The organism is Kribbibacterium absianum (assembly GCF_030067705.1).
Lineage (GTDB): Bacteria > Actinomycetota > Coriobacteriia > Coriobacteriales > Atopobiaceae > Kribbibacterium > Kribbibacterium absianum.
Genome location: NZ_JASJEX010000002.1, coordinates 119151 through 144106 on the forward strand (window position 1 = coordinate 119151; position 24956 = coordinate 144106).

At 66.7% G+C, this 24956-nt stretch carries 15 protein-coding genes and 1 other RNA gene; 6 read left to right on the forward strand and 10 right to left on the reverse strand.

Features of this window, described 5'->3' with window-relative positions; all coding sequences use genetic code 11:
- Positions 1 to 35 precede the first annotated feature (35 nt).
- Positions 36 to 2180: a lipase family protein gene (locus tag QJ043_RS03540; protein WP_283713891.1), complete on the forward strand. Its 2145-nt coding sequence runs from the start codon at positions 36 to 38 to the stop codon at positions 2178 to 2180.
- Positions 2181 to 2282: 102 nt separating this feature from the next.
- Here QJ043_RS03540 and QJ043_RS03545 read toward each other — a convergent pair whose 3' ends face one another.
- From QJ043_RS03545 to QJ043_RS03565, 5 genes are all read right to left on the reverse strand, one after another.
- Positions 2283 to 3062, reverse strand: coding sequence for a PD-(D/E)XK nuclease family transposase (locus QJ043_RS03545; protein ID WP_283722734.1), 780 nt, complete (start codon positions 3060 to 3062; stop codon positions 2283 to 2285).
- An 891-nt stretch (positions 3063 to 3953) separates the two neighbouring features.
- Positions 3954 to 4805: a PD-(D/E)XK nuclease family transposase gene (locus QJ043_RS03550; protein ID WP_283713892.1), complete on the reverse strand. Its 852-nt coding sequence runs from the start codon at positions 4803 to 4805 to the stop codon at positions 3954 to 3956.
- Between the two features lie 294 nt (positions 4806 to 5099).
- Entirely contained in the window at positions 5100 to 5612 is a 513-nt protein-coding gene (locus tag QJ043_RS03555) for a hypothetical protein (protein ID WP_283713893.1), read from the reverse strand.
- A gap of 60 nt (positions 5613 to 5672) precedes the next feature.
- Positions 5673 to 9536 carry an MBG domain-containing protein gene (locus QJ043_RS03560; protein ID WP_283713894.1) on the reverse strand — a complete coding sequence of 1288 codons (3864 nt, stop codon included), beginning with the start codon at positions 9534 to 9536 and terminating at the stop codon, positions 5673 to 5675.
- A complete protein-coding gene (locus QJ043_RS03565; RefSeq protein ID WP_283713895.1) occupies positions 9533 to 11800 on the reverse strand; it encodes an InlB B-repeat-containing protein in 2268 nt (755 codons plus the stop codon). Before QJ043_RS03565 ends, QJ043_RS03560 begins: the two co-directional genes overlap by 4 nt.
- A gap of 674 nt (positions 11801 to 12474) precedes the next feature.
- On the opposite strand from QJ043_RS03565, the gene QJ043_RS03570 reads away from it, so the two are divergent.
- A complete protein-coding gene (locus QJ043_RS03570) occupies positions 12475 to 12768 on the forward strand; it encodes a hypothetical protein (protein ID WP_283713896.1) in 294 nt (97 codons plus the stop codon).
- On the forward strand, positions 12761 to 13219 hold the full coding sequence (locus QJ043_RS03575) for a PIN domain-containing protein (RefSeq protein WP_283713897.1): 459 nt from the start codon (positions 12761 to 12763) through the stop codon (positions 13217 to 13219). Before QJ043_RS03570 ends, QJ043_RS03575 begins: the two co-directional genes overlap by 8 nt.
- Before the next feature lie 105 nt (positions 13220 to 13324).
- Here QJ043_RS03575 and QJ043_RS03580 read toward each other — a convergent pair whose 3' ends face one another.
- A complete protein-coding gene (locus QJ043_RS03580; protein WP_283713898.1) occupies positions 13325 to 16063 on the reverse strand; it encodes a phosphoenolpyruvate carboxylase in 2739 nt (912 codons plus the stop codon).
- 179 nt (positions 16064 to 16242) lie between these two features.
- Between QJ043_RS03580 and recR the strand changes: the two genes are divergently transcribed.
- The gene (recR, locus tag QJ043_RS03585; protein WP_283713899.1) at positions 16243 to 16860 is read left to right on the forward strand and encodes a recombination mediator RecR; all 618 of its coding nucleotides are present in this window, start codon (positions 16243 to 16245) and stop codon (positions 16858 to 16860) included.
- Between the two features lie 580 nt (positions 16861 to 17440).
- Here the strand turns inward: recR and QJ043_RS03590 are convergent.
- Both QJ043_RS03590 and dnaX read right to left on the reverse strand, forming a co-directional pair.
- On the reverse strand, positions 17441 to 17818 hold the full coding sequence (locus tag QJ043_RS03590) for a YbaB/EbfC family nucleoid-associated protein (RefSeq protein ID WP_347177750.1): 378 nt from the start codon (positions 17816 to 17818) through the stop codon (positions 17441 to 17443).
- A gap of 94 nt (positions 17819 to 17912) precedes the next feature.
- Positions 17913 to 20063: a DNA polymerase III subunit gamma/tau gene (dnaX, locus tag QJ043_RS03595; protein WP_283713900.1), complete on the reverse strand. Its 2151-nt coding sequence runs from the start codon at positions 20061 to 20063 to the stop codon at positions 17913 to 17915.
- Positions 20064 to 20316: 253 nt separating this feature from the next.
- On the opposite strand from dnaX, the gene QJ043_RS03600 reads away from it, so the two are divergent.
- On the forward strand, positions 20317 to 21690 hold the full coding sequence (locus QJ043_RS03600; protein ID WP_283722735.1) for an ISL3 family transposase: 1374 nt from the start codon (positions 20317 to 20319) through the stop codon (positions 21688 to 21690).
- Positions 21691 to 22014: 324 nt separating this feature from the next.
- Here the strand turns inward: QJ043_RS03600 and QJ043_RS03605 are convergent, their stop codons facing one another.
- Both QJ043_RS03605 and ffs read right to left on the reverse strand, forming a co-directional pair.
- Entirely contained in the window at positions 22015 to 22698 is a 684-nt protein-coding gene (locus QJ043_RS03605; RefSeq protein WP_283714017.1) for a DedA family protein, read from the reverse strand.
- 59 nt (positions 22699 to 22757) lie between these two features.
- Positions 22758 to 22853, reverse strand: an RNA gene (gene ffs, locus QJ043_RS03610) — signal recognition particle sRNA small type.
- A gap of 208 nt (positions 22854 to 23061) precedes the next feature.
- Here ffs and ade point away from each other — a divergent pair.
- Positions 23062 to 24879, forward strand: a complete 1818-nt coding sequence (gene ade, locus QJ043_RS03615; protein WP_283714016.1) for an adenine deaminase — start codon at positions 23062 to 23064, stop codon at positions 24877 to 24879.
- Positions 24880 to 24956: the final 77 nt, after the last annotated feature.

Genomic DNA, 24956 nt, shown 5'->3' on the forward strand with positions numbered 1-24956 from the left:
TCTCAGACATCGTTCGTCCCGCTCCAGGAGTCGTCATGCGCTTCAAAACCCCCATCCCGTTCGATCGGCTCGAAAGAAGCCCCACCCTTCGCGAGTGTCAGATCAACTACGGCAGCGACGACGAGCATGAGGAGCACGAGGCCAAGAGCGGCTACAAGCCCTTCTCGACCACGCTCGGCTTCGACCCGATGTGGTTCACGCTCGAGAACGACCGCTACAACCCCTATCTCGCCACCGCGTCCATGGGCATCGCCAGCTGCACCTACGGCAACCTGCCGAGCAACGGCTACCGCTACATCGTCAGCTCGCTCCAGAACCTGGGCTTCCAGGACATCGACATCACGAGCTTCCACCACCGCAACGCCGAGGACGACAGCGACTTCGACAAGACCTGCAACCTCGTTGCCTATGCGTTCGCGCACCAGACCATCGCCGACGAGAACGGGAGACCCTGCCAGCTCGTGGCGCTCGTGGTCCGCGGCACCAGTCACACCATCGAGTGGCGCAGCAACGCCGACGTGTGCCAACCGAACGGCGACGACTTCACGATGCGCTGGCACCACGGGTTCCGCGCCAGCGAGCTGGAGTGCCTCGAGAGCTTCAAGCGCTACCTGACAGAGCACCATCTGGACGACCAGAGCACCCGCATCTGGAACCTCGGCCACAGCCGCGGCGCGCCGGTGGCCAACCTTCTCGGCATGGACCTCAACGAGATGGGCTTCAGCAGCGACTACGCCTTCACTGCCGACCACGTGTACAGCTACTGCATCGCCTGCTCCATGACCACGATGGACACGGACGCCAACGGACCGGCCTACGCCAACATCTTCAACGTGAACGACCCGGAGGACTTCATCGGCCTCGTGCCCCTCTTCTCGTGGGGCTTTCGCCGCTATGGCAGCGACGTGTACCTCCCCTCCCTCGCGACCAGCTACCGACTATTCAACGAAGCCAAGCCTGGCTCCGACAAGCTCTTCCATGTGCTGGGCGGCGCCCGCGCGAACACCGTGCACGGCATCGCGGGGCCCGACACCTTCGACCGCGACTCCGCCGACTGCGTCGCGGACGTCAAGGAGATGTACCGGCTCCCCCACAAGAGCGCCGGGGAATGGCGGCCCTTCTCCGACTTCTTCGACACCTTCTGCACCGTGGCCGGCGTGAAGGGCCTCACGCTTATCAAGGATGCGACGAAGCTCGTGCGGCTCGCCGACGGCGCCTACATGCACGCCCTCACCTACTTCATGGAGGACGAGGTCCTCGAGCCCCTTTCTCCCATCGCCCACAACGAGCAGCATTACCTCGCGCGACTCCAGACCCTGCAGAACCTCCAGCTGGACGTCACCGGCTGCACGCTGCCGGACACGCGCCGCGTCGAGCTCTATGGCCCCGTGGACGTGGACGTTATCTGCTCGGATGCCCCGATGCCCACGGACACCTACAACGACGGTGTCGTGAACACCGAGGGTGTGAGCCTCCAACCCCGCGTGCCGGAAGGGCGCATCGTCTCCCAGGTCACCCGCGGCAAGGTGAACACCGACCTATGGGACACGCCCAACTGCGTCTCCGTGCACCACGACGACCGCACGCACAAGACCAGCGTGTGGCTCCCGGTCGGAGGTCACTACCTGCTCGTGCTGAAGGCCCGCAAGCCCCTCGAGAAGCTCGAGGGCACGGTCGCCGCCCAGCATCCCGGTGGCCCCGTGTACGCACAGACGGCGTTCACCAAGCCTGGACTGGCTCAGGACGAGCGCCTTGTGCTCGACGGAGCCGACCTCATCGCTCTTCTCCCCGATGAGCGCGTCCAAGCTGCCTATGCCGCGTACGCCGAGACGGGCGCCTTCCCACAGACAGTGAGCGTGGAGGCAGAGCCCGTCCCGGCGCGCACCGCCGGCGGCGACGTCACCAGCTCCCACAACCTGCAGCCCGGCGACCATGCCTACCTGCGTGCCTACGAGCAGCCCGGCCATCGCTTCCGCGGCTGGTACCGCCTCGATGACAGCGGCAACCCTGGCGCGCTGGTCTCCAAGGACAAGCGCCTGGTGGTGCCCGTCCCTGGCGACCTTGACAAGGGCTCGCTGCCAGTTCGCGGTGGCACTGCAGCGGATGGCACACAGCCCGCAGACCCGTGGGTCATCGACAACAGCGCCGTGTACGAGCGATACGTGGCAGAGTTCGACTGAGACCGAGGTCGCGGAATCAGGGGTCTTCGGCTAGGGCCTGCTCCATGAAGTCGCTCCAGCGCAGGTGCTCCCAGGAAACCGGAGCGCGAGCCGCATCCGCTGCTAACCCTGTTGTGCTCCGAGTTCTTCGGCGTACCGCGTGACAGCGTCCGCAAGCTCGCGTCCCCGTAGCTGGCTGAGCATCTGTAGGTCTTCAAAACGCTGCGCCGCGAGCAAAGCTCGCGTCACTGCTGCCATCTGCGCCTGGCCTTCTTCGCGGCCCTCTTCGCGCGCCTCGAAACGCTCGTCGGCAATGGCTGACTCCCAGCTCATGTGATCCTCCCTCCAGCGCACGTCGTCGCGCACTCGCACGACTTCTTCTTCGATGATACGGGACAGCTCTCCCTCCGCACGGTCGCTGGCGATGTACGCGAGCAGGTCACGCAGCGCCTCGGAGTCAGCCCGCTCCGCGTTGTTCGCGCACAGGAACCGGGTCGTGTACTGCTCGCTCAGCACAAGCTCCGGCTCCTCGTCACACCGCTGCCGGAAGGTGTAGGACGCCCTCCCCAGCTTGAACGGGTCGAAGGTGCAGATCCACACCACGTTGACCCCTGGAAGCTCGTAGAACTTCTGCCCTTCATGCAGCAGGCTCACCACTATGCGAGCGGAGTACAGGGTCGTGCGCTCGGACAGGTCGCCGTCGTCTGTTCTTTGAAGCTCGACGTCGTACACGGTCCCACTCGTCAGACGCAGTCGGGTGTCTAGGCGCACACCCCGAGAAGGCCCCGGTTCGTTAATCTCGAACTCACCCACAGCGTCCTCCGTCGGGCCCACGTCATAGCCCTCAATGGCCGATAGCACGGCGCGAGCCACGACCTCGTTCCGCATCACGGTGTTGAACATATGGTGGTTGCGAATGCCGATGCTCTCCCACTGCCTCTCGTTCCAACTTTGCACGGCGCCCTCCTCCGTCTTGTCCCTTGCTGTTGCGAACAATTGTGCTCTATATACGGTCGGATGTTCGGTTAATGAAGGGACTTCACAGAAAGTGAACAGAACTACTGTTCTCTACTTGCGCCGACTGAGCAGTCCTAGACCCAGCAGGTGGTGCTTCGCAACGTCGTGGAGCGTCGCGACCTCGCACGACCTCAGGTGGCGCTGGCCCTCATGAAGCGCCCGCTCAGCCTCAGCGGGCGCCAACTGTCGTTGCGGCGGATCGAGAACGGCCTTCGCTCCGCAGCCTCAAAACCGGTCGGAGCTACCTCGGCGAGGCGTTCTACGACCTTCAGGAGGCCTGCCCGCTGTTTGCCGCAAGAGAGTTCGCGCGCGCCCTATCGGAGTCGGGCGGCGCGCCCCCAAAATCCATGCGGTGGACCCGCGAATCACGCCGGCGAACGCCAGAGCTTCCACCAGCGCCTCGGGCCAGCGGCTCAAGAACGCCGTGTACCTAGAGCTACCTCGCCGGGCAATCGGTCTCCGGCGCGGCAGCATCGCTCCTTTGCGCACAAGTGACAGCTATAAGATCGACTTTGCGACCGGCGACGCGGCGACCGGGACTCCGCTGAGTCTGGTTCAGGTCTCTTGGGGCGTAAGCAACGAGAAGACCCTGGCGCGAGAAGTCCGGGCACTCCAGGCTGCCATGACGCAGTTCGACACGGCGCCTGGAGCGCTGGTGGCTGGCGCAGAGACCGCCGAGACCCCTGCGCCCACGCCCGGTGTCCAGATCATGCCAGCGTGGCGTCGGCTCCTGGACGGACAACCAGAACCGGGCCCGGCGGGGCCGCGTCCCCGAACTCAGCCCCGCAGCCCCAGCTCCTCGGCGTACCGCGAGACGGCGTCCCCGAGCTCGCGCCCCTGCAGCTCGCTCAGCGCGCGCAGGTCCTCGAAGCGCTCCGCGCGCAGCAGCGCCTTCGCGACGGCGGCCATCTCGTCGCGCCCACAGGCCTCGCCCTCGGCCCGGCTCGCCTCGCGCTCCTCGTCCAGCATGAACTGGAAACTCGATGCCAACATGACGGCCTCCTCTGCCATGCGCTCCGTCGGGTGCTTACGGAATCGCTGCACGTAGCTATCAATCTTACTGGAGAGCTGGCCGGTCACCTCGTCCTCTTCGGCGTATTGTGCGAACTCTCGAATCTGGCCCTCCGGCATCTGGCGCCAGGCCTTCATGTTCACGAGCATGGTGTGTCGACGGTCATCGATGGAGTAGTCGCGATGGTTGTCCAAGACCGTGAGCCAGTTGTAGACGGGGTCACCAAAGCCGTACGGGTCGAAATCGCAGAACACCAAGACGTACGTGTCCCCAAGCTCCGAATACTCCTCGCCGGCATCGATGGCGCCGCCCTGCATGCGCGTGTGATAGAAGCCCAGACGAGCATCGAAGTCGACGAGCTCTTTCCGCTGCATCTCGACGTCCCACTGAACAGCCTTGCCGCGGCCCCAAACATCCATTCGAATGCCCTTGGTTCCATCGGGGGTCTTGTAAACCTTCTCTTGAACCACCACTTCAAGGTCCTGCACCTTGATAGACCACGCGGCTTCGATGATCTCTCGAAAGACATCCTCCTGCTCAAAGACCCAGCAGAACAGGAGATTCTCCTGAATGGACCGCGCCGGCTTCGAAGTTTTCTTTCCGTCCGTCTGTCTCATGATGTCCCCTCGCCCACTCTCTGGTGCGAACAATTGTGCTCCTATTGCGGGTCTATGTTCGCAAATTGAGGGACTTCACAAAACACTGACAGAACATTTGTACGACTCAGAGGCGTGGACAAACGGCTCTCTCCGAAGCGTCCAACCGTGGACAAATGGCTCTCTCCGAAGCGTCCAGGCGTGGACAAATGGCTCTCTCCGAAGCGTCCGGGAGCGGGAACGGAAAACGCGCAATGAGCCAGGGCCCGACGGGTGCTGACTCATTGCGCGCTTGATGCGGATGTCCGCGAACGGTTAGATCGTTGCCAGGATCTGCTGCAGCTGCTGCGGATCGTCGAACTGCCAGCGGAGTGCCTGATCGCCGTCGGGCTTCACGACCTCGCCCTTCCAGGTGGTGTCGTCGCCGTCGGCCTTGAACTCACGGGTGCGGACCATGTACTCGGGGGTGAACTCCTCCTCGTCGGGGAAGTCCTTGCGACCGAACCCATAGTCCAGGTCCTTGAGCAGCGCGTAGGTGGTGTCCTGCGCGGTGCGGCCGTCCATCTCCACCAGGCCCTTCTCGGGATTGAAGACGGCGGGCATGGCGCCGGCCTCGCCCACGTACACGGTGCGCACGCGCTCCTTGCGCGTGTTGTCGGCGCGGACGGTGAGGTAGACGGCCACACCGATCACCGCCCACCAGGCGATGGCCACGATCAGGTCCAGCGGGTCGTCGACCAGGTACAGGCCTGTCGCATACCACACGAACAGCAGCACGCCGCAGGCAACTGCCAGGAGGGCGTAGATCGCTGTGCTTGCCTTTGACATGTGTCTCTCCTTTGGGAGGGGTGCCGGGGACGAGCCCCGGCACCCAGCGTTACTTACGTACTAGACGTGCTGCGTCTCGGTGACGGTGTCCGCGTCCATATCCACCACGTCGCGGCCGTCCACGAAGTCGCTCTTCACGGACTTCAGCTGGCTCGCCAGACGCTGGCGACGGCCCACGAGCACCGCGCCGCTCACCACGGTGGCGACGATGCCCACGAACATCACCCAGTGCACCCAGCACTCCTGCTCGATCAGGTTCATGAGCGGGGTCGCGTCCTCACCGATGGTCTCGGGCTCGGCGGCCTGCGGGGTCGCGTCGTCAGCGATGGTCTCGGTGGCAGCCGGGGCCGCGGGCGCCGGAGCGGGCGCCGCAGGAGCAGCAGCCGGAGCAGCCGGAGTCACGGTCGGCGTCGTCGGAGCGGCGGGCGTCGGCGGCGTGGTCGGCGGCACAGGCGCAGCCACCGGGGTCACGGTCAGCGCGCCGAGGACCCACGTCACCGCGTAGTTGCGGAGCACGTTGTCCGGGTCGTTCACCGTGGCGGTGTTCTCGGACGTGCCGACGGTCTGGCGCATGCCCGTGGCCGTGATGGTGAGCAGCGAACCCTCGCCGTTCACGAAGCCGTCGCTCGTGACGGTGCCGCTGGTGAGCGGCGTGCCATCGAACACCTTGGTCGCGGAGCCGGTGGTGATGGTCAGCGGCGCCTGGGCGATCTGGAACCCGGTCTGGAACTCGCCGGCGTAGTTGCCGATGCCGCGCACGGCCACGGTCGCAGCGCCCGCGTCGGTGTTGTTCGAGTACACCAACTCGTAGTCGGTGCCCTCAGCCAGCGGGTTGCCGTTGCGGTCCACCACCGTCGGCGCCGGGGTCTGCGCCGTGCCGTTGTACGTGACATTGCCCGGGGCGGTGACGGTCACGCCGCTGTAGACCGGCTGGTCCGGGTTGTCCGGGTCCGGGTCCACCGGGTCGGTCGGGTCGATGGACTGGGCGGTGATGGTCAGCGTGCCGGCGGCGAAGCTCACCGTGTAGTTGCCCTGCTCCGCAGCGCCACTGGCGTTGATGGCGTAGGTGCCCGTGGCCTCGCCGGCCTCACGCTCGAGGCCGTAGTTAATCAGCGAGGCGCTCTCGCCATTGACCAGACCCTCCACCGTGGCGGAGAAGGCCGGGTCCTCGGCGCCGTACACCTTGACCGCGTCGTTGGCCGTGACGGTCACCTGGGCCGGCAGGATCCGGTAGGTGCGCTCGACGGTGCCGGTGTAGTTGCCCGTGCCGGTCACGGTCACGGTGACGGTGCCGGTGTTGGTCGCGGCGGAGTACTCCACCGTGTAGTCCGTGCCCTCGACCAGCTGCTCGCCGGCCTTGTTGAAGACCTGGACGGCCTGCCTCTGCTCGCTGCCGTTGTAGGTCACGTCGCTCGGCTGGCTGACGCCGTAGCCCTTCTTGGCGCCGTCGGGGTCGGTCGGGTCGACCGGGTCGGTCGGGTTGCTCGGGTCGAGCGTCTGCTGCGTGACCGTCAGCGTGCCGGGCAGGTAGGTCACGTTGTAGTTGCCGTTGGTGCCAGGCGTGGCCGTGATCGCGTACTCGCCCAGCTCCTCGCCGGCCTCGCGGCTCAGCGTGTAGTCCAGCTGGTCGTCACCGAAGACCTGGCCATCGGTAATCTTCGCAGTCAGCTGCGGGTCGTCGGCGCCGTACTCCTTGGTCTGGTCGTCGGCCGTGACGGTGACCTCGGCCGCCTTGATCTGGTAGCTCACGGTCACGGAGCCGGTGTAGTTGCCCTTGGCGGTGACGGTGACCTCGACGGTGCCCACGTTCACGGTATCGTCGCTGTAGGTGAGGTCGTAGTCCGTGCCCTCGACCAGCACGTTGCCCTGGCCGTCGGTCACGACCGGCTTCTCCTGCTGGCTCTGGCCGTTGTAGGTCACGTCAGCGGGGGCCTGGACCTCGGCGCCGGTGTAGCGCGGGTCCTCCTCGCCGGTGCCCGGGTCGGTCGGGGTGATGGACTGCTGCGTGATGGTCAGGTTGGCCGGCTGGTACTTCACCGTGTAGTTGCCCTGGTCCTCGGTGCCGCTGGCCACGACCGCGTCGTAGTACACGCCCGGGGTCTCCGCGTGGCCTTCAGCGATGGCCACTGCGTACTTCACCGCGTCGCTGCCGATCAGCCCGGTGACGGTGGCGCCGAGCGTCACGTCCGAGTCCGGTGTGCCGTAGGCCTTGGTGGCCGCGTTCGCGGAGACAATCGCGGTGGCCGGGGTGATCCGGTAGGTCACGGTCGTGCTGCCGGTGTAGTTGCCCTGACCGGTGACGGTGATGGTCACGGTGCCGACGTTGGTGGTGTTCTCAGACCACGCGACGGTGTACTCGCTGTCAAGCAGGAGCGTCTTGCCGTTCTTGTCCGTCACGGTCGGCAGCAGCTTCTGCTCGGAGCCGTTGTAGACGGTGTCGCGCGGGCCGGCCACCTGGATTCCGACGTAGTCCGGATCCTCCGGATTGACGGACTGAGCCGTGATGGTCAGCTTGCCGGTGTTGACGCTGACGTTGTAGTTGGGGTTCTCCCGGTAGGAGGCGGTCAGCGTGATGTCGTCGCCGACGTCCTCCTTGTCGGCGTCGCCCTCGGCGCGGCCGTAGGCGACGTCGCCCAGGTCGTCCTCGGCCACCAGGTCGCCCACGGTGCCGGTGAGGGCCGGGTCGTCGGCCCCGTAGACCTTGGTCTTGCTGTCGACGGTGATGGTGACGGAGCGCCTGTTGATTTCATAGGACAGACCCTTCACCGTGCCATAGAGAGAAGGATCGGTAGCAGTCAGCGTCATCGTCACCGTACCGGCGTCCTTAGTGTTGCTGCTGCCGTAGTCAAGGGTGTAATTGCCTGTCACTTCAGAACTGAATTGCGGTTTCAGCTTCTGATCGAGGCCGTTGTAGGTCACGTCATTCGGCTTCGTCACGGTCACGAACACCGGGTACAGCACATTCTCCTGCGGATTCTCGTTGTTCACGCGATAGGTCCCACCAACGGAATGCGTAGGCGAGGTCGCATTCTCGTCGGTGCTCCACCCGACGAACACCCTCTTGTTGCCGTCAGCCTGAACCACGGGGTCAAGAAGCTCCTTGATGTTGGAGTCGGTTGCGCCGAGCAGGGTCTCCTTGGAGTTCAAGGTGATTCCGCTAACGGTGTAAGCATTTTCGCCCACCTTATAGGTGAGAGTCGTGGTCTCAGCCACGTCACGCCAGTGCGCCGTCAGAGTCACGTCGGCGGTCATCGTGATGCTATCGCCCGCATAGTATTGCTGACCCGAAGCGTCGGTCCAGTACAGGAACTCCTTGCCGGAAGGAGCAGCCGGGTTGAGGGCGGCCGCCTTGGCGTTGAGTTCGTACGCCCTGGAGTCAACAGGTTCCTCGGCAGTAATGTCGCCCATGTTGTACGTCACCGTGTACGTCTCGCCCTTGAGACGGAAACCCAGGGTCGTATCGTCGTAGAGTTTCTGGTGGACGTCATAGACGGTGCCGTCGGCGTTCAACCAGCAGTCGATTTCGTAGCCAGCAGTAGCGACATCGGAAAGCAGCTGCATGTACTCGTCGCTCTCGGCGATGGAGCTGCCCTTGGGGATGGTCAGCGTGCGGTTCTCGCCCAGGACAGACGGAACCGTGACGGTGATGGTCAAATACGGCTCGGCCCAGTAGGCGTAGAGCACCAGATTCTTGGCCGGCATGGTCTGACCCTCGAAGCTGAAAGGTTCGAGATCGTCAGTGACGAGCTTGGGCTCGACCGTGTACCAGCCCTTGAACTCAGCGTTCTCGGAAACATCCGCAGGACGGCCCGGCTCGCCGCCGTAACCGGCGATGGAGGCCTCGTATTTGACAGACCTCGTGTCCTCGACGCCGTAGTTGTTCAGAGTGAGATCGTAAGAAGCACGTCCGTAGTAGAGAGTCATTCCTTTAGTAGAGATGGACTTCTTCGTCCAGGCTCCCAAGAGCTGAACTTCGTACCGACGCTCACGAGGTTCTTCTGATAGAAACCCGTGATCGGGAAATAATCCTCTTCGTAAGTGAGGGAACTGACGCCACGGGCCGAGCTTTGGCGGTATTGGTAGTAGCAGACCCCGTCGTGGATAACCGTCGCTGCTCCGGCGGGTGCAGTGGCGGCGCTACCGTCCATGGTTTCCACGTAGTAGTACCAGGTTTTGGAGCTATCCCGACTCGTACGCAGAGTCATTGTGAGATCCTGACCCGGCATTTTCGCCAGGTACGCATAAAACTTGCCGGTGATGCTCGACGTGAAGGTGTACCCCTGGTCAGTCTGCGTTTTTATCTCCGGGTGTGCCCAAACCGACGAAAGGTCGGCATCATACTTCATCTCTGCGTTGAACAGCGTTTTCGAATACCACCCCGAGCCCTGGACAAACTTCAGCGTGTAGGTGATCCGCGAGTAGTAGACGTTCACCACCGACGAGCCGTTCTCGGCGATGGTGGCAGTCGACGACGTCTTGAACGTGAAGTGCTCGGCATCGGCCGTGCCTTTCGGCAGCGCGCCGGTGGTCGCGTCCAGCGTAATCTGGCTGGAGGCCGAGGCCTCCATTTGCCCGGTGGCAAGCACGGAGTAGTCGTTGTCGTCGGCGTTCTCGCCCCAGTACACAACGGTGTAGCTCACCGGCTCACCCTCCCACACCGCATAGAGCGTGGTGTCGCCGGTAGGCGTGAAGGTGCCGGAGACCATGTTGCTGCCATCGGGATCAGTCGCCCAACCCTTGAAGGTGTAGTGGTTGCGCTCGGAGGTGAAGGAGTCCACGTCGACAGAACCGCCGTCCGTCACGCTCTGGGAGGCCACAGACGAACCACCTTGCGTGTCGAAGCGTACCCAGCTGCAACTGACTGTCTCGGGATAGAGCACTGTGCCGTTGGCAACGTCAGCAATCGCGCTTCCCACCGGGTAGGACTTCCCATCACCGTCCTGCCAGGCCGTGACCTTGCGGCCAACAGGCTCGTAGCCGTCATAAGCCAAGACGCTGCCCGCAGCCATCTCGTCGGCCGTGAAGACCGTCGTGTTCACGACGGAACGAGAGCCGTTATCCTCGATGGACATGAAGTACAGGTATTGAGCCTCGTTGAAGACGGCCTTAAGAACCACGGTCTCGTCCTTCGTCAGGCCCTCCACCGTTTGGCCAAAGCCTGTGAACAGCGTGCCATTCTCGGTGGTCCACCGCGCGAACTTGCAGTTCTGCTTGGTGGGAGTCGCAGGCTGGATCAAAGCCTGGCCGTTCGCAACAATCTGCCGACTGAGAACGTCGCCCTCATCGTTTTGGAACACATAGGTCCGGTAATACGTCTGGGCATCGTCCTCAGGCACAAGCGCGTAGGGTCGCAGACCGGAATCCAGGGAGGTCGTTACCTCCGGAACGGAGCTGGCATCGGCGAAGAGGCTCTTCCTGCTCTCCTCTTGGACTTGCGTATCGTCGACGCCCTGGTCCTTCATGCCTTCGTCGGCCGCAGGCTCGCCCTTTGCATCGGACTCGCCGGAGCCCTCCGCCGGCTTTGTATCGCCCACGTTCGCGGCATCGTCCGCACCGGTGCTCGGGGTCCCCTCGGGCTTGGTGACCTCCGGCGTCTCCGGCTCGGTGACCTGGGGGATCTCCGGCTCGGCAGGCGTGGTCGGGGCAGCGGAATCGCTCGGGTTCTCCGATGTGTTGTCAGCGGGCTCCGTGGTGGCCGGCTCCTGGGGCTCGGTCACTTGCTCTTCGAACCACGCGCGCAGCGTGGTGTCCTTGTCGATGGCGGTGTCGAAGTTGAACGCGTCGCCAGCAGTGTTGATGTTGTTGTTGGCGTCGACGAGGTACCAGCCCTTGAAGACCCAGCCGTCCCGGACGGGATCCCCGGGCTTGGAGACCTTCTTGCCGGAGGCAACCTTCTCCTTGTGGTCCTCGGAACCCTCGGCCTCAAAAGTCACCGTGTACTCTACGGGCGCTGGCTCAGGGGTCTCGACGGCGGCGGGCTCCGCGGGGGCGGGCTGAGCGGTCTCCTCCGCGGCGGGCTGCTCGACGACGGGCTGCTCGGCCGTCTCCTGCTGCTGCTTCTCCTCCTGCGCCTCGTTCAACGTGGTTGCGATCGCGACGGGGTTCGCGGACTGGAACGTCATGAGCGCCGTCAGCGAGAACGCGATAGCGCGATACGGAATCGAATGGCGGTCGTAGAGGCTAGGCATTGCTCCTCACTTTCCGGCTTTGGGCGCCGTGCCCGCAGAGGCTCTGGGCACAACTGTCGCCGATTCTTGTTCTTACTGTTTTGGCATTCTCAGGTGCGTTGTAACATTGGTAAAGTTAAGCGTAACTGAAATACAAACGGCACACGAATGGTGCCCGGGTGGCCCTCCGATACGCAACCAGTGGCTCAACGCGGTTCTCAGGTGAGCGGGGTGCCGAGCCCTTTGGTTTCCGTCCGTCTACATGCCACTTTATGTTGGCAAAGCGATGGAATCCAAAGAGTTGGCGCATGTCCTGCCGTGGGGATTTCAGGTTCACCGCCATTGACCTGAACTAGTTGATACATCATTTGCAACCATTTCGGTCTTCAGAAACCGTTGCGTTCATTAATTCTTTTTGCACCTATTAGTGGATTGTTCGGCAGGCGCTCTCTTGCGTTTCTCATGGGTCACGCTGCGGCCTCTGGCACCGCGCCCCCTCGCGGTGTGCCGCAAGCGCGCGGGAAGGCGGATCGCTAACCAGTGGTAAGCAACCGAAGAGGAGCCTCGCGGGTGTCGGGCGCCCACACGAAGGCGGGGCGCCCGACACCAATGGGTTGTGCCAGATGGACACCGCAGCGGAATACAATCCAGCGTTATGGCTATTATAATAGCTATAACGCTGGAAAGGAGTGACTGTGGAAGACCTGCTAGAGCTTGAGGAGCCCGTTTCTGTGGCAGACGCCAAGAACCGCTTCACGCAGATTGCGGCCCAGGTGCAGTCGACGGGCGTTCCTCGCCCCGTGCAGCGATACGGGGCCCCCTACGTGGTGATCGCACCCGCACAAAACCCCGAGGCCGCGCGCAAGGCCCGCATTGCAGCCGCGCGACGCCAGCGCGAAACCTGGAAGCACGAAGGGCGACGGACGTGGTCACCAGGCGCAAGTGACAAGGAGCTGCTGGAACAGGCCCTCGAGGACCGCCATGCTTAGGTTTCTCGTGGACACCAACGTGTTGCTCGACCTCGAGCTGCCCGAACGCCCCAGAAACCAGCTGGCAGAGGCTCTCTTTGCGGCAGCAGAGGATGACTACGTGCAGCTGTGCGCGTGCACGGCGGCGTATAAAGACGTGGATTACATAGTGCGAGCGTGTCTCAAGAGGGAGGGCTGGGGTCCCCTCGAGGCCAAGTCCCGAGCCTTCGAGTGTGCACGGAACGCGTTCGACTCTGTGGTGACCCTCCCGCTTACCGGCGCCATGACCGAGCTCGGGTTTGGCTATGCGGCGTCCGGATCAGAACAGAACCTCGAAGACGCACTTGTCCGCGCGTGTGCGGAAGTGGCTGGCGTGGACGCCATCGTCTCGAGCGATGCAAGGGCGTTCAAAGACGCTTCCGTGCCGGCGGTCTCCTTGGAGGAGGCTCTGAGGCTGGCCTTTGAAGAGTGACGCCACTTTGTGTTGCGATCACAAAGCAAGCGCCCCGCGCGACAGAAAGGGCCCCGCGACCATCCCGTCGCGGGGCCTCGTGCGCACCATATGGCCCCTGCGCGATCAGCCGGTGTTCTGCAGGCCGGCCGCAACGCCGGAGACGGTGCACAGCACAAGGTACGTGAGGCGCGCCTTCTCTTCCGGCGTCAGCTGCTCCTTGGCCTCGCGCAGGCGCATCAGGGCCTGCACCTGGGCCAGGGAGAGCACGTCCACAAAGGGCAGGCGCATGCGCACCACAGGGCCGAGCACGTGGCGGTTCTCGAGCGGCCAGTGGTTGCCGGTGATCCGGAGCACCCAGCAGCGCGTGAGGGCCATCTCGTCCAGCACGGTGGCCGTGAGGTCCGGCCGGTCGCCCATGGACAGGTACATCGCCGCGATGCGCGGGTCCGTCTTGGAGAGCGACATCTCGATGTTATCGATGAACGTGGTGAAGAGCGGCCACTCGCGGTAGGCCTCGCGGAGGGCCTCCTCGTCGCCGAACTCCTCGCACGCCGTGCCGAGCCCGTACCAGGCGGCCAGGTTGGTCCGCGCCTGGCTCCAGGAGAAAATCCAGGGGATGGCGCGGAGGTCGTCCAGCGACGTGGCACCGAGGCCGCGCTTGGCCGGGCGGCTGCCGATGGGCAACAGGCCCACCTCGTCGAGCGGCGTGACGGTGGAGAACCACTCCACGAAGCCCTCGGTGTTCAGCAGCTCGCGGAACTTGACCTCGCTCGCGGCCTCGAGGGCGTCGCCCAGCGACTCGTAGCGCTCGGTGGTGTCGGTGTTGAGCCACTCGATGGAGGGGCTGGACTGCAAGAGCGTGGCGCCGGCGACGGACTCGATGTGACGGCGCGCCAGCACCGGGTCGCCGTAGCGGGCGAAGATGACCTCGCCCTGTTCGGTGAGCTTGAAGACGCAGTTCACGGACCCCGCCGGCTGGGCCAGCACGGCGCGGTTGGCCGGGCCGCCGCCGCGGCCCACGGCGCCGCCGCGGCCGTGCATCAAGACGAGGTCGATCTGGTTGCGCTCGGCCCAATCGGCGATGGTGGCCTGCGCGCGGTGCAGCGCGAAGGTGGCCGCGGTGGGGCCGGCCTCCTTGGACGAGTCGGAGTAGCCCAGCATGACCTCGATGCGCCGGCCGGTCTTCTCCATGCGGGCCTGCACCTCGGGGATCTTGATCATCTCGTCCAGGATGGGCACCGCGTTGTCCAGGTCCTCGATCTGTTCGAAGAGCGGGATCACGTCCAGCTCGGGCACGTCGGAGGCCTTGGAGAAGGCCAGGCGGTCCAGCTCGTAGACGTTCGCGATGTCCTGGGCGGACTGCGTGAACGAGATGATGTAGCGGCGCGCGGCGTTGAAGCCGTTCTTGCGCTGGATGGAGCGGATGGCGCGGAAGGTGTCGAGCACCTCGCGCGTCATGGGCTGCAGAGGGCCGTTCTCGCCGTGGAAGCCGTGCTCGCGGATGTCCTCGAGGGCCCGGGTGTGAACGAGCGAGTGCTGGCGGAACTCCATCTCCACGAGACAGAAGCCAAAGGTCTGCACCTGCCAGATGAGGCGCTGGACGGGGCCGTAGGCCTCGCGGGTGGCGCCGGCCTCGGCGAGCGAGCGCTGGACCGTGCGGAGGTCCTCCAGCAGCTCGTCGGAGGAGTTGTACATGAGGTCTGCGGTGCGGGTCACGGTGGCCTTGAGGCGCTCGGACATCACGAGCATCACGGCACGGTGCGGCTCGGACTCGCTGATGCCGGCGGCGCGGCCGGTGACGACCGCGGACATCTCCACCTGGTGGTTCCAGAGGGCCTTGAGCTCGCGGCTCGGCGTGGTGGAGGGGCTGTCGAGCGTGAGGTTGCGGCCCACGTGGTGCACGGCCTCCGAGAGGGCCCGCAGCACATGGACGCGGTACTTCTCGGCCACCTGGCGGCTGACCTTGGCGGTGACGTTGGGGTTGCCGTCGCGGTCCGAGCCGATCCAGCTGCCCGGGTGGAAGAACGCGGGGCACACGGGCGGGACGGTGCCGGCCTTGTCGCCGAGCTGCCAGTCGTCGAAGCGGCGGTAGACGTCGGGCACGGTCTCGAACAGCGTGGAGTCGAAGAGGTCGATGACGGTGTCGGACTCCTCCACCGGCGTGGGCTTCTTGATGGCGATGGGGCTCGTGCGGAGCATCGCGTCGACTTCCTGGAGGATCCGGCGGTCGTTCTCCGCGAGCGACGTGCCGCCCAGGCGGGGGCGCTTCGCGAGCAGGTCCGCGATGCGGCGGATTTTGCCCTCGATGGCCTTGCGGCGGGCCTCGGTGGGGTGCGCGGTGAAGACGGGGCGGAACTCGAGGCGCTTGAGCAGGCCGAGGGCCTTGCCGCGGCCGCACTCGTCCACGAGGTCGTGGAAGGCGACGGTGAGGTCGTTGACGGGGTCGTAGACGGCGTCCGTGGGCACCTGGCGCTCGCGCTCCTCGAGGGAGGTCACGCGGTAGTTCTCCTCGCAGATGTTGGCGAGGTGGAAGTACACGGTGAACGCGCGGACCACGAGCGTGGCCTGGTCCAGGTCCAGCTCGTCGAAGGTGTCGACGGCCTGGGTGAACGCCTTTTGCGCCTCTTCCTCCGGGAGGCCCTGCGTGTTGAAGAGGATGCCGTCCATGAGGAGCTTGTCGAAGACGGCGCGGACCTGCGGGTCGCGCTCCTCGAGCACCTTGCGGACCAGGCGCAGGAAGAACGCGAGGTTGTCGCGCAGCTGGTCCGGGACGTCGAGGCGCGAGACGACCTCGTTCGCGGAGGCAAGCACCGGCGCGGCCGACGCTTGCACGGGTTGGTTGGCGGGGGTTTCGTTCTGCACGTGCGCTCCTTTTGGGGTGGCCCGGGCGATGTGCCTGGTTTCTGCAGAGTGCAGGGAACTTGTTCCCTTCTTTTGGGTGCCCACTAGGGTAGCCCATGGTGCGTTACGCCCGAGAAACGTCACATGGACCGGGCGGTATCATGGTGGGCCGGTTCGAGCGTTGCGAGAGGGGTCTGGGCATGGGGAACGGCGCGCATCTGGACAGCGACCGCCACGCGCTGCAGCGGCTGCTGGACGAGCTGGGGCGGCTGCCGGGCATCGGGCCCAAAAGCGCGCAGCGCATCGCGTACCACCTGCTAGAGGCGGACGCCGAGGAGGCGCGCCGGCTGGCGCAGGCCATCCTGGACGTGAAGCGCGTGGTGCACTTTTGCCCGGTGTGCTTCTCGTACGCGACGGACGAGCTGTGCGAGGTGTGCGCGGACGCGGGGCGCGATCGGTCGCAGATCTGCGTGGTGGCCGAGCCCCGGGACGTTACGGCAATTGAGCGCACAGGTGCCTATCACGGCCTGTACCACGTGTTGGGCGGCGTGATCAGCCCGATGGACAAGATCGGGCCGGAGCAGCTGCACGTGCGCGAGCTGATCGCGCGCCTGGCCGACGGCGAGGTGCGCGAAGTGATTTTGGCCACGAATCTGGACGTGGAGGGCGAGACCACGGCCACGTACCTGGCGCGGGCCATCAAGCCGCTGGGCGTGGACGTGACGCGCATCGCGAGCGGGCTGCCCATCGGCGGGGACCTGGAGTACGCCGACGAGGGGTCGCTTGCCCGCGCGATGGAGGCCCGCCGGGGGATGTAGGGGGCGATTTGACCCCCAACCCTACATGTGACCCCTGTTTTGGTGCCCTCCGTGGAGGGTTGGGGGTTGTTCTGCTGGGGCACCAACCCCCAACCCCTCTTTGGACCGGCGAAACCGACCCCGTTTCGCGGGTTTGGGGGGTAGTGCCAGGGTCTGGCACCCCCCAACCCTACTCGACGGGACGTTTTTCACGGGTTTGGAGCGGGGTTGGGGGTTGCGGAGCGCCGCTATTCGGGGCGAATCTGCAAATCCGCGCAGTTTCGCGCGGAACGGCGGCGCGTGCGGGGCGCCACGCACCGCGATTCGGGGCGAACCTGCGGGTCTGCGCGCGCTCGCGCGGAACGGCGGCGCAAAACAAGGGGCCCGCGGCCAGGTTAGGGCTCTCGGCGCACCGCCTTTCGAGGTGAATCTGCGAGCTTGCGCGTGTTCGCGCGGGTTGGCGGCGCGTGCGGGGTGCCACGCACCGCGATTCGGGGTGGATCTGCGGGCTTGCGCGCCTTCGCGCGGAACGGCGGCGCAAAACAAGGGGCCCGCGGCCGAAATCGGCCGCGGTCCCCTGCGCGTTGCTCTAAACGTGCGCCTAGAACAGCCCCGGGATACCCATGCCGCCCATGGAACCGAGGCCGGTCGCGTCCGCGACCTCCTTGTTCGCGGCCTCGCTGGCCATGGTCAGCGCGTCGTTGACGGCCGCGAGCACCATGTCCTGCAGCAGCTCCACGTCGTCCGGGTCCACGGCCTCGGGGTCGATCTGGATGGACGTGATCTGCATCTCGCCCGTGGCCTCGACCTTGACCATGCCGCCGCCGGCGCTGGCGGACACCTTGATGTCCTTGGTCTTCTCCTGGGCCTCGGCCAGCTGCTGCTGCATCTTCTGAGCCTGCGCCATGAGCTGGTTCATGTTCATGCCGCCCATGCCGCCGGGCATCTGGTTACCGCGGGGGTAGCGGTTCTTCGCCATGATGTCTGCCTTTCTTTCTGTGCGCCGCACGGCGCGTGAGTCCTACTCACTCTAGAGGTTGCGGCAGGTCCGGGACAGGAGGCCCTCAGAGCGCTCACTTCTTGGCGCGCGGATCCTCCGGCGGCGCCCCGACGCCCAGCACGCGCACGCCCGGGAACACCTCTTGGACCTCCTCGACCTTTGCACGGCGCGCGGCGTCGAGGCCCCCGAGCGCGGCCTCGGTGCCCGGATCCAGCGGCGCGGGTGCGGGCGGCGTTGATGCGATGTCGTCCGGCGTGGACGGCGCGGGGTCGGGCGCGGGAGGCTCTTCCCAGGGCGGCGTGGGCGCATCGACCGGCGCGGGAGGCTCAGCGAAAGGGGCGTCGTAGGATTCGAGGTCGGGCGGCACGTCGTCGTAGGGTGGGGCGTCGTCGTAGGGAGGCTCGGGCTCAGGAGCAGGCGGCTCGACCGGCGCGGGCGCGGGAGTCGGAGTCGGCGTTGGCGCTGGCGCCGTTGCGGGCGCTGGCGTTGTCGCCGAGACGGGCGTTGAAGCCGCAGGTGCTGGCGCTGCTGCAACAGCGGGCGCGGGAGTCGGGCTGGGAGCCCCTTGCGTCACCACCTCGCGCGGGCCGATCACGTGGCTCACTGCATCGGCCAAAGGCCCGCGCACGTCGTGACGCAGCAGCAGCCCTTTGATGAAAGCCGAGTTGCCGTCCACGGCCAGCGTGAGCGTGGCGCCGTCGTCCGAGACGAGCCGCGTGGAGCCCAGCGGCATCGCGAGCATCGGCACCTGGGCGCTGACCCGCTGGACCACCTGGCGCCACAGGGATGTGAGGTCGCCGTCGTCCGCAGGCTGCGGGGACGGGCCCGCCCCCGCCGACTTCGCAGCGGGCGCCTCGGGAACGGGCGCTGGGGGCGCAGGCTCTGTGACGGGCTCGGGCGCCGGGGGCACGGAGGCGGGAGGCCGGTCCTCAACGGCGGGCGAAACCGGCGCGGGCTGCGGGCGCGACCCCGCGGGCCGCTCGTCGGCAGCAGCCGGAGCCGCCGGCTGCTCGGCAGCGCTCGCCGGCGCGGGGGCCGGCCCCACGCTCGCTGCCGCCGCCACGGCGACCGTCCCGCTCGCCAGACCGCGCTCGAGCTGCCCGAGCCGCTCGGCCAGCCCCTCGAGCGACAGATCCGCCGCCGGGCGCGCGACCTTGGTCAGGGCCACCTCGAGCGTGAGCCGCGGGTTCGGCGCAAAGCGCATCGCGCTCGCGGCGTCGCCCAGCGTGGCCAACGTGCGGGCCAGCCGGTCGGGAGACCCGAAGGCGCGCGCCTCCTCGGCCAGGGCCGCCACCTCGTCCGACGTTCCGGACACCACGCCGGGCGCCGCCCCGGCAAGGCTCAGCACGTAGAGGTCGCGCAGCCGCGCCGTGAGCTCGTTGGCCAGCACCGTGAGGTCGCGGCCCGCCTCGGAGCGCTCGGCCACCAGCCCGAACAGCGCCGCCGGGTCGCGCCGCGCGATGGCGCCCGTGATGAGCGCCAGCTCGTCGTCGCTCTCCTGGCCGAACAGGTCGCGCGCGTCCGCGGCCGTGATGGCCCCGTCGCCGAACACCGAGAGCTGCTCCAGCGCGGAGAGCGCGTCGCGCATGCCGCCGCGGGCGTGGCGCGCCACGAGGTCCAGCGCCTCCGGCTCGGCCGAGAAGCCCTCCCGCTGGCACACGAAGGCCAGGTGCTCGCGGATCTCTGCCTGCGAGATGCTATGGAACTCGAAGCGCTGCACGCGCGACAGGATGGTGGCCGGCACCTTTTGCGGGTCGGTGGTGCACAGGATGAAGACCACGTGCGCCGGGGGCTCCTCGAGGGTCTTGAGCAGCGCGTTGAAGGCGGCGGTGCTCAGCATGTGGACCTCGTCCACGATGTAGACCTTGCGGCGGCCGGCCACCGGCGCGTAGTCCACGCGGTCGATGATCTCTTCGCGGACCGCGTCGACGCCGGTGCGGCTCGCGGCGTCCAGCTCGTGGACGTCCGGGTGCTCGCCGCGGGCCACCTCGCGGCACGTCTCGCAGGTGCCGTCGGGCAGGCGCCCCTCCCCCTGCTCGCAGAGCAGCGCCTTGGCCAACAGGCGGGCCATCGTGGTCTTGCCCGTGCCGCGCGGCCCGCAGAACAGGTACGCGTGGCCCACGCGGTTCTCTTGGACGGCGCGCTCCAGCGTCGCGACCACCGGGCGCTGGCCCACGACCTGCTCAAAGGTCTGGGGCCGGTATGTGCGGTAGAGCGATTCCATGGGGCCTCCCGTCCGGATGGGCCTTTCAGTATAGGCGGGGCCTCCGGGCGCGACCGAGCGCGCACGCCGCCGGGGCGCGGCAGGGCAGGAAAAAGGGCTCTTCGGTGGTTTCTGTGGGAGAGATTCCGGCATAGGCCCAGCTCAGCGGGCGAAAACAACGATCTGGAACTGAAACGGCCCCGGGAGGGGCCGTTTCCGCGTCATCCGCCTATGACTGCTAAGCCAAATTCAGACAACCGAAGAGGTGTGGCGCATGAAGAGTCTGCTGCTTCTCGCCCTCGGTCTGGCCCGCACGGTCGTCCTGGGCGCGCGCATCGAGGCCGAGCGCATCGTCGTGAGCGTCCGGCCCTACAAGCGCGAGCAGCGCCGCTGCCCCGTATGCGGCAGGGCCTGCGACTTCTACGACATGGCGAACCGCGGGGCCCCCAGGCTGTGGAGGGCGATGGACCTGGCGCGCTCGGCCTGCTACCTGGAGTACGCGCCCTGCAGGGTGCGCTGCCCGGAGCACGGCGTGCGCACCGAGGCCGTCCCCTGGGCGCGGCACGGGGCGCGCTTCACGCGCGACTTCGAGGACTGGGTGGCGTGGCTGGCGGTCCGCTGCACCGCCCCGGCGGTCTCCGAGCTCGCCCGCGTCGAGTGGCACGGCGTGGGCGGCGTGTGCAGGCGCGTCTACGCCGAGCTGGAGGCCGCGCGCGGCGCCTCGAGGTTCGGCGGCGTGCGCCGCATCGGCATCGACGAGACGTCGTACAAGAAGGGCCACAAGTACGTCACGGTGGTCGTCGACCACGACCGCGGCTGCCTCGTCTGGGCGCACGAGGGCACCGGCAAGGACGTGCTCAACCTGTTCCTCGACGAGCTCACGCGCGAGCAGAGGCGCGCCGTAGAGGTGGTGACCGCCGACGGCGCGAGGTGGATAAGGCAGCTGGTCAAGCGCCGCTGCCCCAACGCGAGGTGGGTCATGGACCCCTTCCACGTGGTCCAGTGGATGAACGACGCGCTCGACGCCGTGCGCTGCGAGGAGTGGAACGCCGCCAGGGCCGCCGCCAGGGCCGCCAGGCCCAGGCCCGAGGGCAAGCGCGGCAGGCCTGCCAAAGGCGAGCTGCCGCCCGAGGAGGTCAGGGCGCTCGAGGAGGAGGCGGCCTCCATCAAGGGCAGCCGCTACGCGCTCGTGAAGAACCCCGAGGACCTCACCGACGGCCAGAGGGCGAGGCTCGAGGCGCTCAAGAAGAGGGCCGGCTCGCGGCTGGTCGGGGCCTGGGAGCTCAAGGAGGACCTGCGGGCCGTCTTCCGGGCAGCCGACGGCTCCGAGGCCGCCGAGCTGCTCGACGACTGGATGCACAGGGCCGCCTACTGCAAGATCGCCAAGGTCGTCGCCGTGGAGAAGAAGGTGCGCCGCCGGCGCGACGACATCATCGCCGCAGTCGAGCTCGGCATCAGCAACGGGCGCGTAGAGGCCATCAACAACAAGATCAAGGTGACGGTGAGGATGGGCTACGGCTTCCGCAACACCGACAACCTCGTGGCCCTGCTCATGCTCAGGTGCGGCGACTGCCAGCCCCAGCTCCCGGGTCGCCCGGTGAAGGCGAGGAAGAAGGGCGTGAAGGGAGCGAAGAGCGTTGCCGCCTAGGCTAGCCCCTTGTCACACAAACTACCGAAGCCTCGGAAAAAGGCGCCCCGGGAAGAGCGCCTTTTGACCGACGGCGGAGAGGGCCGTCCGGCCGAGTGGGCGCGCCCTGCGAGGAGAGGGCATGCGTGGAACTCGGGGCCGGTGCCTCGACGGGCCCCGAGCGCCTGCGACCATATCTGAGGAGAAGGGAGGTTGCAGGGCGCGCTGTTATCGGACTTGTACCAGCGGTGTCCCTTGTTATTTCACGGCGCTGCCGCGAGATGCCCCGTCAACGATCCCTGCAAAACTAAAGGACCAGCCTGAACCCGCTGGACCCCAGCGCGGCTAGTCCTCGACCTCTTCCGGCTGAGCCGCGGCGCGCTTGGACTTCATGCGCGCCTTGACCGCGGCGACGATCGCCGGCACCACCGAGACGGCCACGATGCCCACCACCACCAGCTCGAAGTGCTCCTGCACGGCGGGGATGGTGCCAAAGAAGTAGCCGAGCAGGGTGAAGAGGCTCGACCACACGATGCCGCCCAGCACGTTGAAGCCGAAGAAGTGGTGCCACCTCATGCCGCCCATGCCGGCGAGGAACGGCACGAAGGTGCGGATGAACGGGAAGAAGCGGCCGAGAAAGACCGAGAGGCCACCCCACTTGGCCATGAAGTTCTCGGACTCCTGGATGCGCTCGGGGGTGAGGGCGCGGATCTTGCCGCTGTCGACGATCCGGCGGCCCAAGAAGTGCCCGATCATGAAGTTGGACTGGTCGCCGAGAATCGCGGCCGCCCACACGCACAGGAGCAGCTCCCAGAGCGGCAGCACCTCGCCGGCCGCGCCGTGGCAGAGCACGCCGGCCGCGAAGAGCAGCGAGTCGCCCGGGAGGAAGGGCATCACGACGACGCCCGTCTCGATGAAGATCACAAGGAAGATGAGGCCCACAGCGACCATCGGGCCCTGGGCGATCCATCCCTGGATGACGCCCATGGGGTCCTGGAGCAACGTGACAAGGAAGTTGATCAGATCCATGGGTCCTCCGGGATCTGGCGCTGGAGAAAAAAGCCCCCGCTCGGGGGGCTTTTTGAGTGCGCTGGGCGGATGCGGGCGCCCGCCAGAGGCCCCTTATGGCTGCTACCTCCCGGTCCTGACCAGGTTCGGGACATGACGTCGCCCACACCCGCTCAACGCGCTCGTGGCCAGTATACACGGCCGTGCGGTGCGACCCGGGGCGCCGCCGTTTTCCGTGCAATCCCTAGAAGGGCCTGCGTCCCCTGATAACCGAAACGCCGCTTGCGCCATCGGGACGCTCGGGTGCGGCACGGGCGTCCCTGCGTTCTTTAGAATCGTTGAACAATGCCTTGAGACCGCACCGGACCGCCAAGGAGGCGCCCCATGATCAACACCTTTTGCAAAACGCCGCTCTGGGAGTGCCACGGGACGCTCGTGAAGGTGGCGCAGGGCATCGAGCCGGCCGACCTCGTGATCCGCGACTGCCGCTGGATCAACGTCAACACGGCCGAGGTCATCGAGGGCACGGACATCGCCGTCGCGGCCGGGCGCATCGCCTACGTGGGGCCGTCGGCCGAGCACTGCATCGGCCCGGACACCGAGGTGGTGGACGCCGCGGGCGCCTTCGCCACGCCGGGGCTGCTCGACGGCCACATGCACGTGGAGAGCGCGATGGTGGGCGTCTCCGAGTACGCTCGGGCCGTCATCCCCCACGGCACGACTGGCATCTACATGGACCCGCACGAGGTGGCGAACGTGCGCGGGCTCCGCGGCGTCTCGGTGATGATGGACGACGCGCGCCGCACCCCGCTCAAGGCCATGCTCACCACGCCCAGCTGCGTGCCGGCGGTGCCGGGCTTTGAGGACACGGGCGCGAGCATCGACGTCCGCGACGTCGAGGAGACCATGGCGTGGGACTGCTGCGTGGGTCTCGGCGAGATGATGAACTTCCCGGGCGTGCTGGCCGGCGACGAGAACGCGCTGGGCGAGGTCGCCGCGACCCTGGCCGACGGCAAGACGGTGACCGGCCACTATGCTGTGCCGGAGACGGACCGCGGGCTCAACGCCTACATCGCGAGCGGCGTCTCCGCCTGCCACGAGTCGGTGCGGCCCGAGGACGCGCTGGCCAAGATGCGCCTGGGCATGTACGCGCAGCTGCGGGGCGGCTCAGCGTGGTGCAACCTGCCGGACCTGGTGCCGGCGGTGGCGGACGGCTCGTTGGACACGCGCTTCTGCTGCATCGTGACCGACGACAACCACCCCCACACCCTCATGGCCGACGGCCACATGGACCGCAACCTGCGCGAGGCCGTGGCGCTCGGGCTCGACCCGGTGACGGCGGTCCAGATGTGCACCATCAACACCGCCACGTGCTTCGGCCAGCAGAGCGACCTCGGGTCCATCGCGCCGGGCAAGTGCGCGGACATCGTGCTGTGGGAGGACCTCACGGACTTCCGCGCGCTCAAGGTGTGGATCGACGGCGAGCTGGTGGCGGACGCCGGCGCGGTGACCTTCGAGCTGGACGAGTTCTCGTGGCCGGACTTCATGACCGCGACGATGAACGTGGGCAGCGAAATCACGCCGGAGAGCTTTGCGGTGCCGGCCCGCGACGCCCACGGTGAGACGCTGCCGGATGGCCCTGTGACGGTGCGGGCCATCGAGGTGACGCCCGGGCAGACCATCACGAAGGAGCTGCTCGTGCCGATGGAGGTGCGTGACGGGCTGCTCGAGGCGGACCGGGAGCGCGACCTGCTCAAGGCCTTTGTCTTTGAGCGCCACCACGCGACCGGGACCTGGGGCTCCGGGTTCGTGAGGGGCTTTGGCGTTCACGGGGCGCTGGCGCAGACAGTGGGGCACGACGCGCACAACCTCGTGGTGATCGGCGACAACGACGGCGACATGGCGCTGGCCGCCAACACGCTGATCAGCTGCGGCGGTGGCGAGGTGGCCGTGGTCGACGGAGAGGTGAAGGGGCTCGTGGAGCTGCCGGCGTGCGGCCTCATGAGCGACAAGCACGTGGCCGAGGTGTCCGACGAGGTGGGCGCCCTGGAGCGCGTGTGGGAGGAGATGGGCTGCCAGATGCCGTCGCCGTTCATGACGCTGTCGGGCATCAGCCTGGCCTGCATCCCGGAGCTGCGGCTGACCAACCAGGGCTACGTGGACTGCCGCACGTTCTGCTCGGTGCCGCTCGTGTGCGAGTAGGCCTTGGCGCACCGGCGCGCCCTTGACGCGAAGAACCGCAGCGCAGAGGTCTGGCGCTGCGGTTCTTCTCGGTTCGC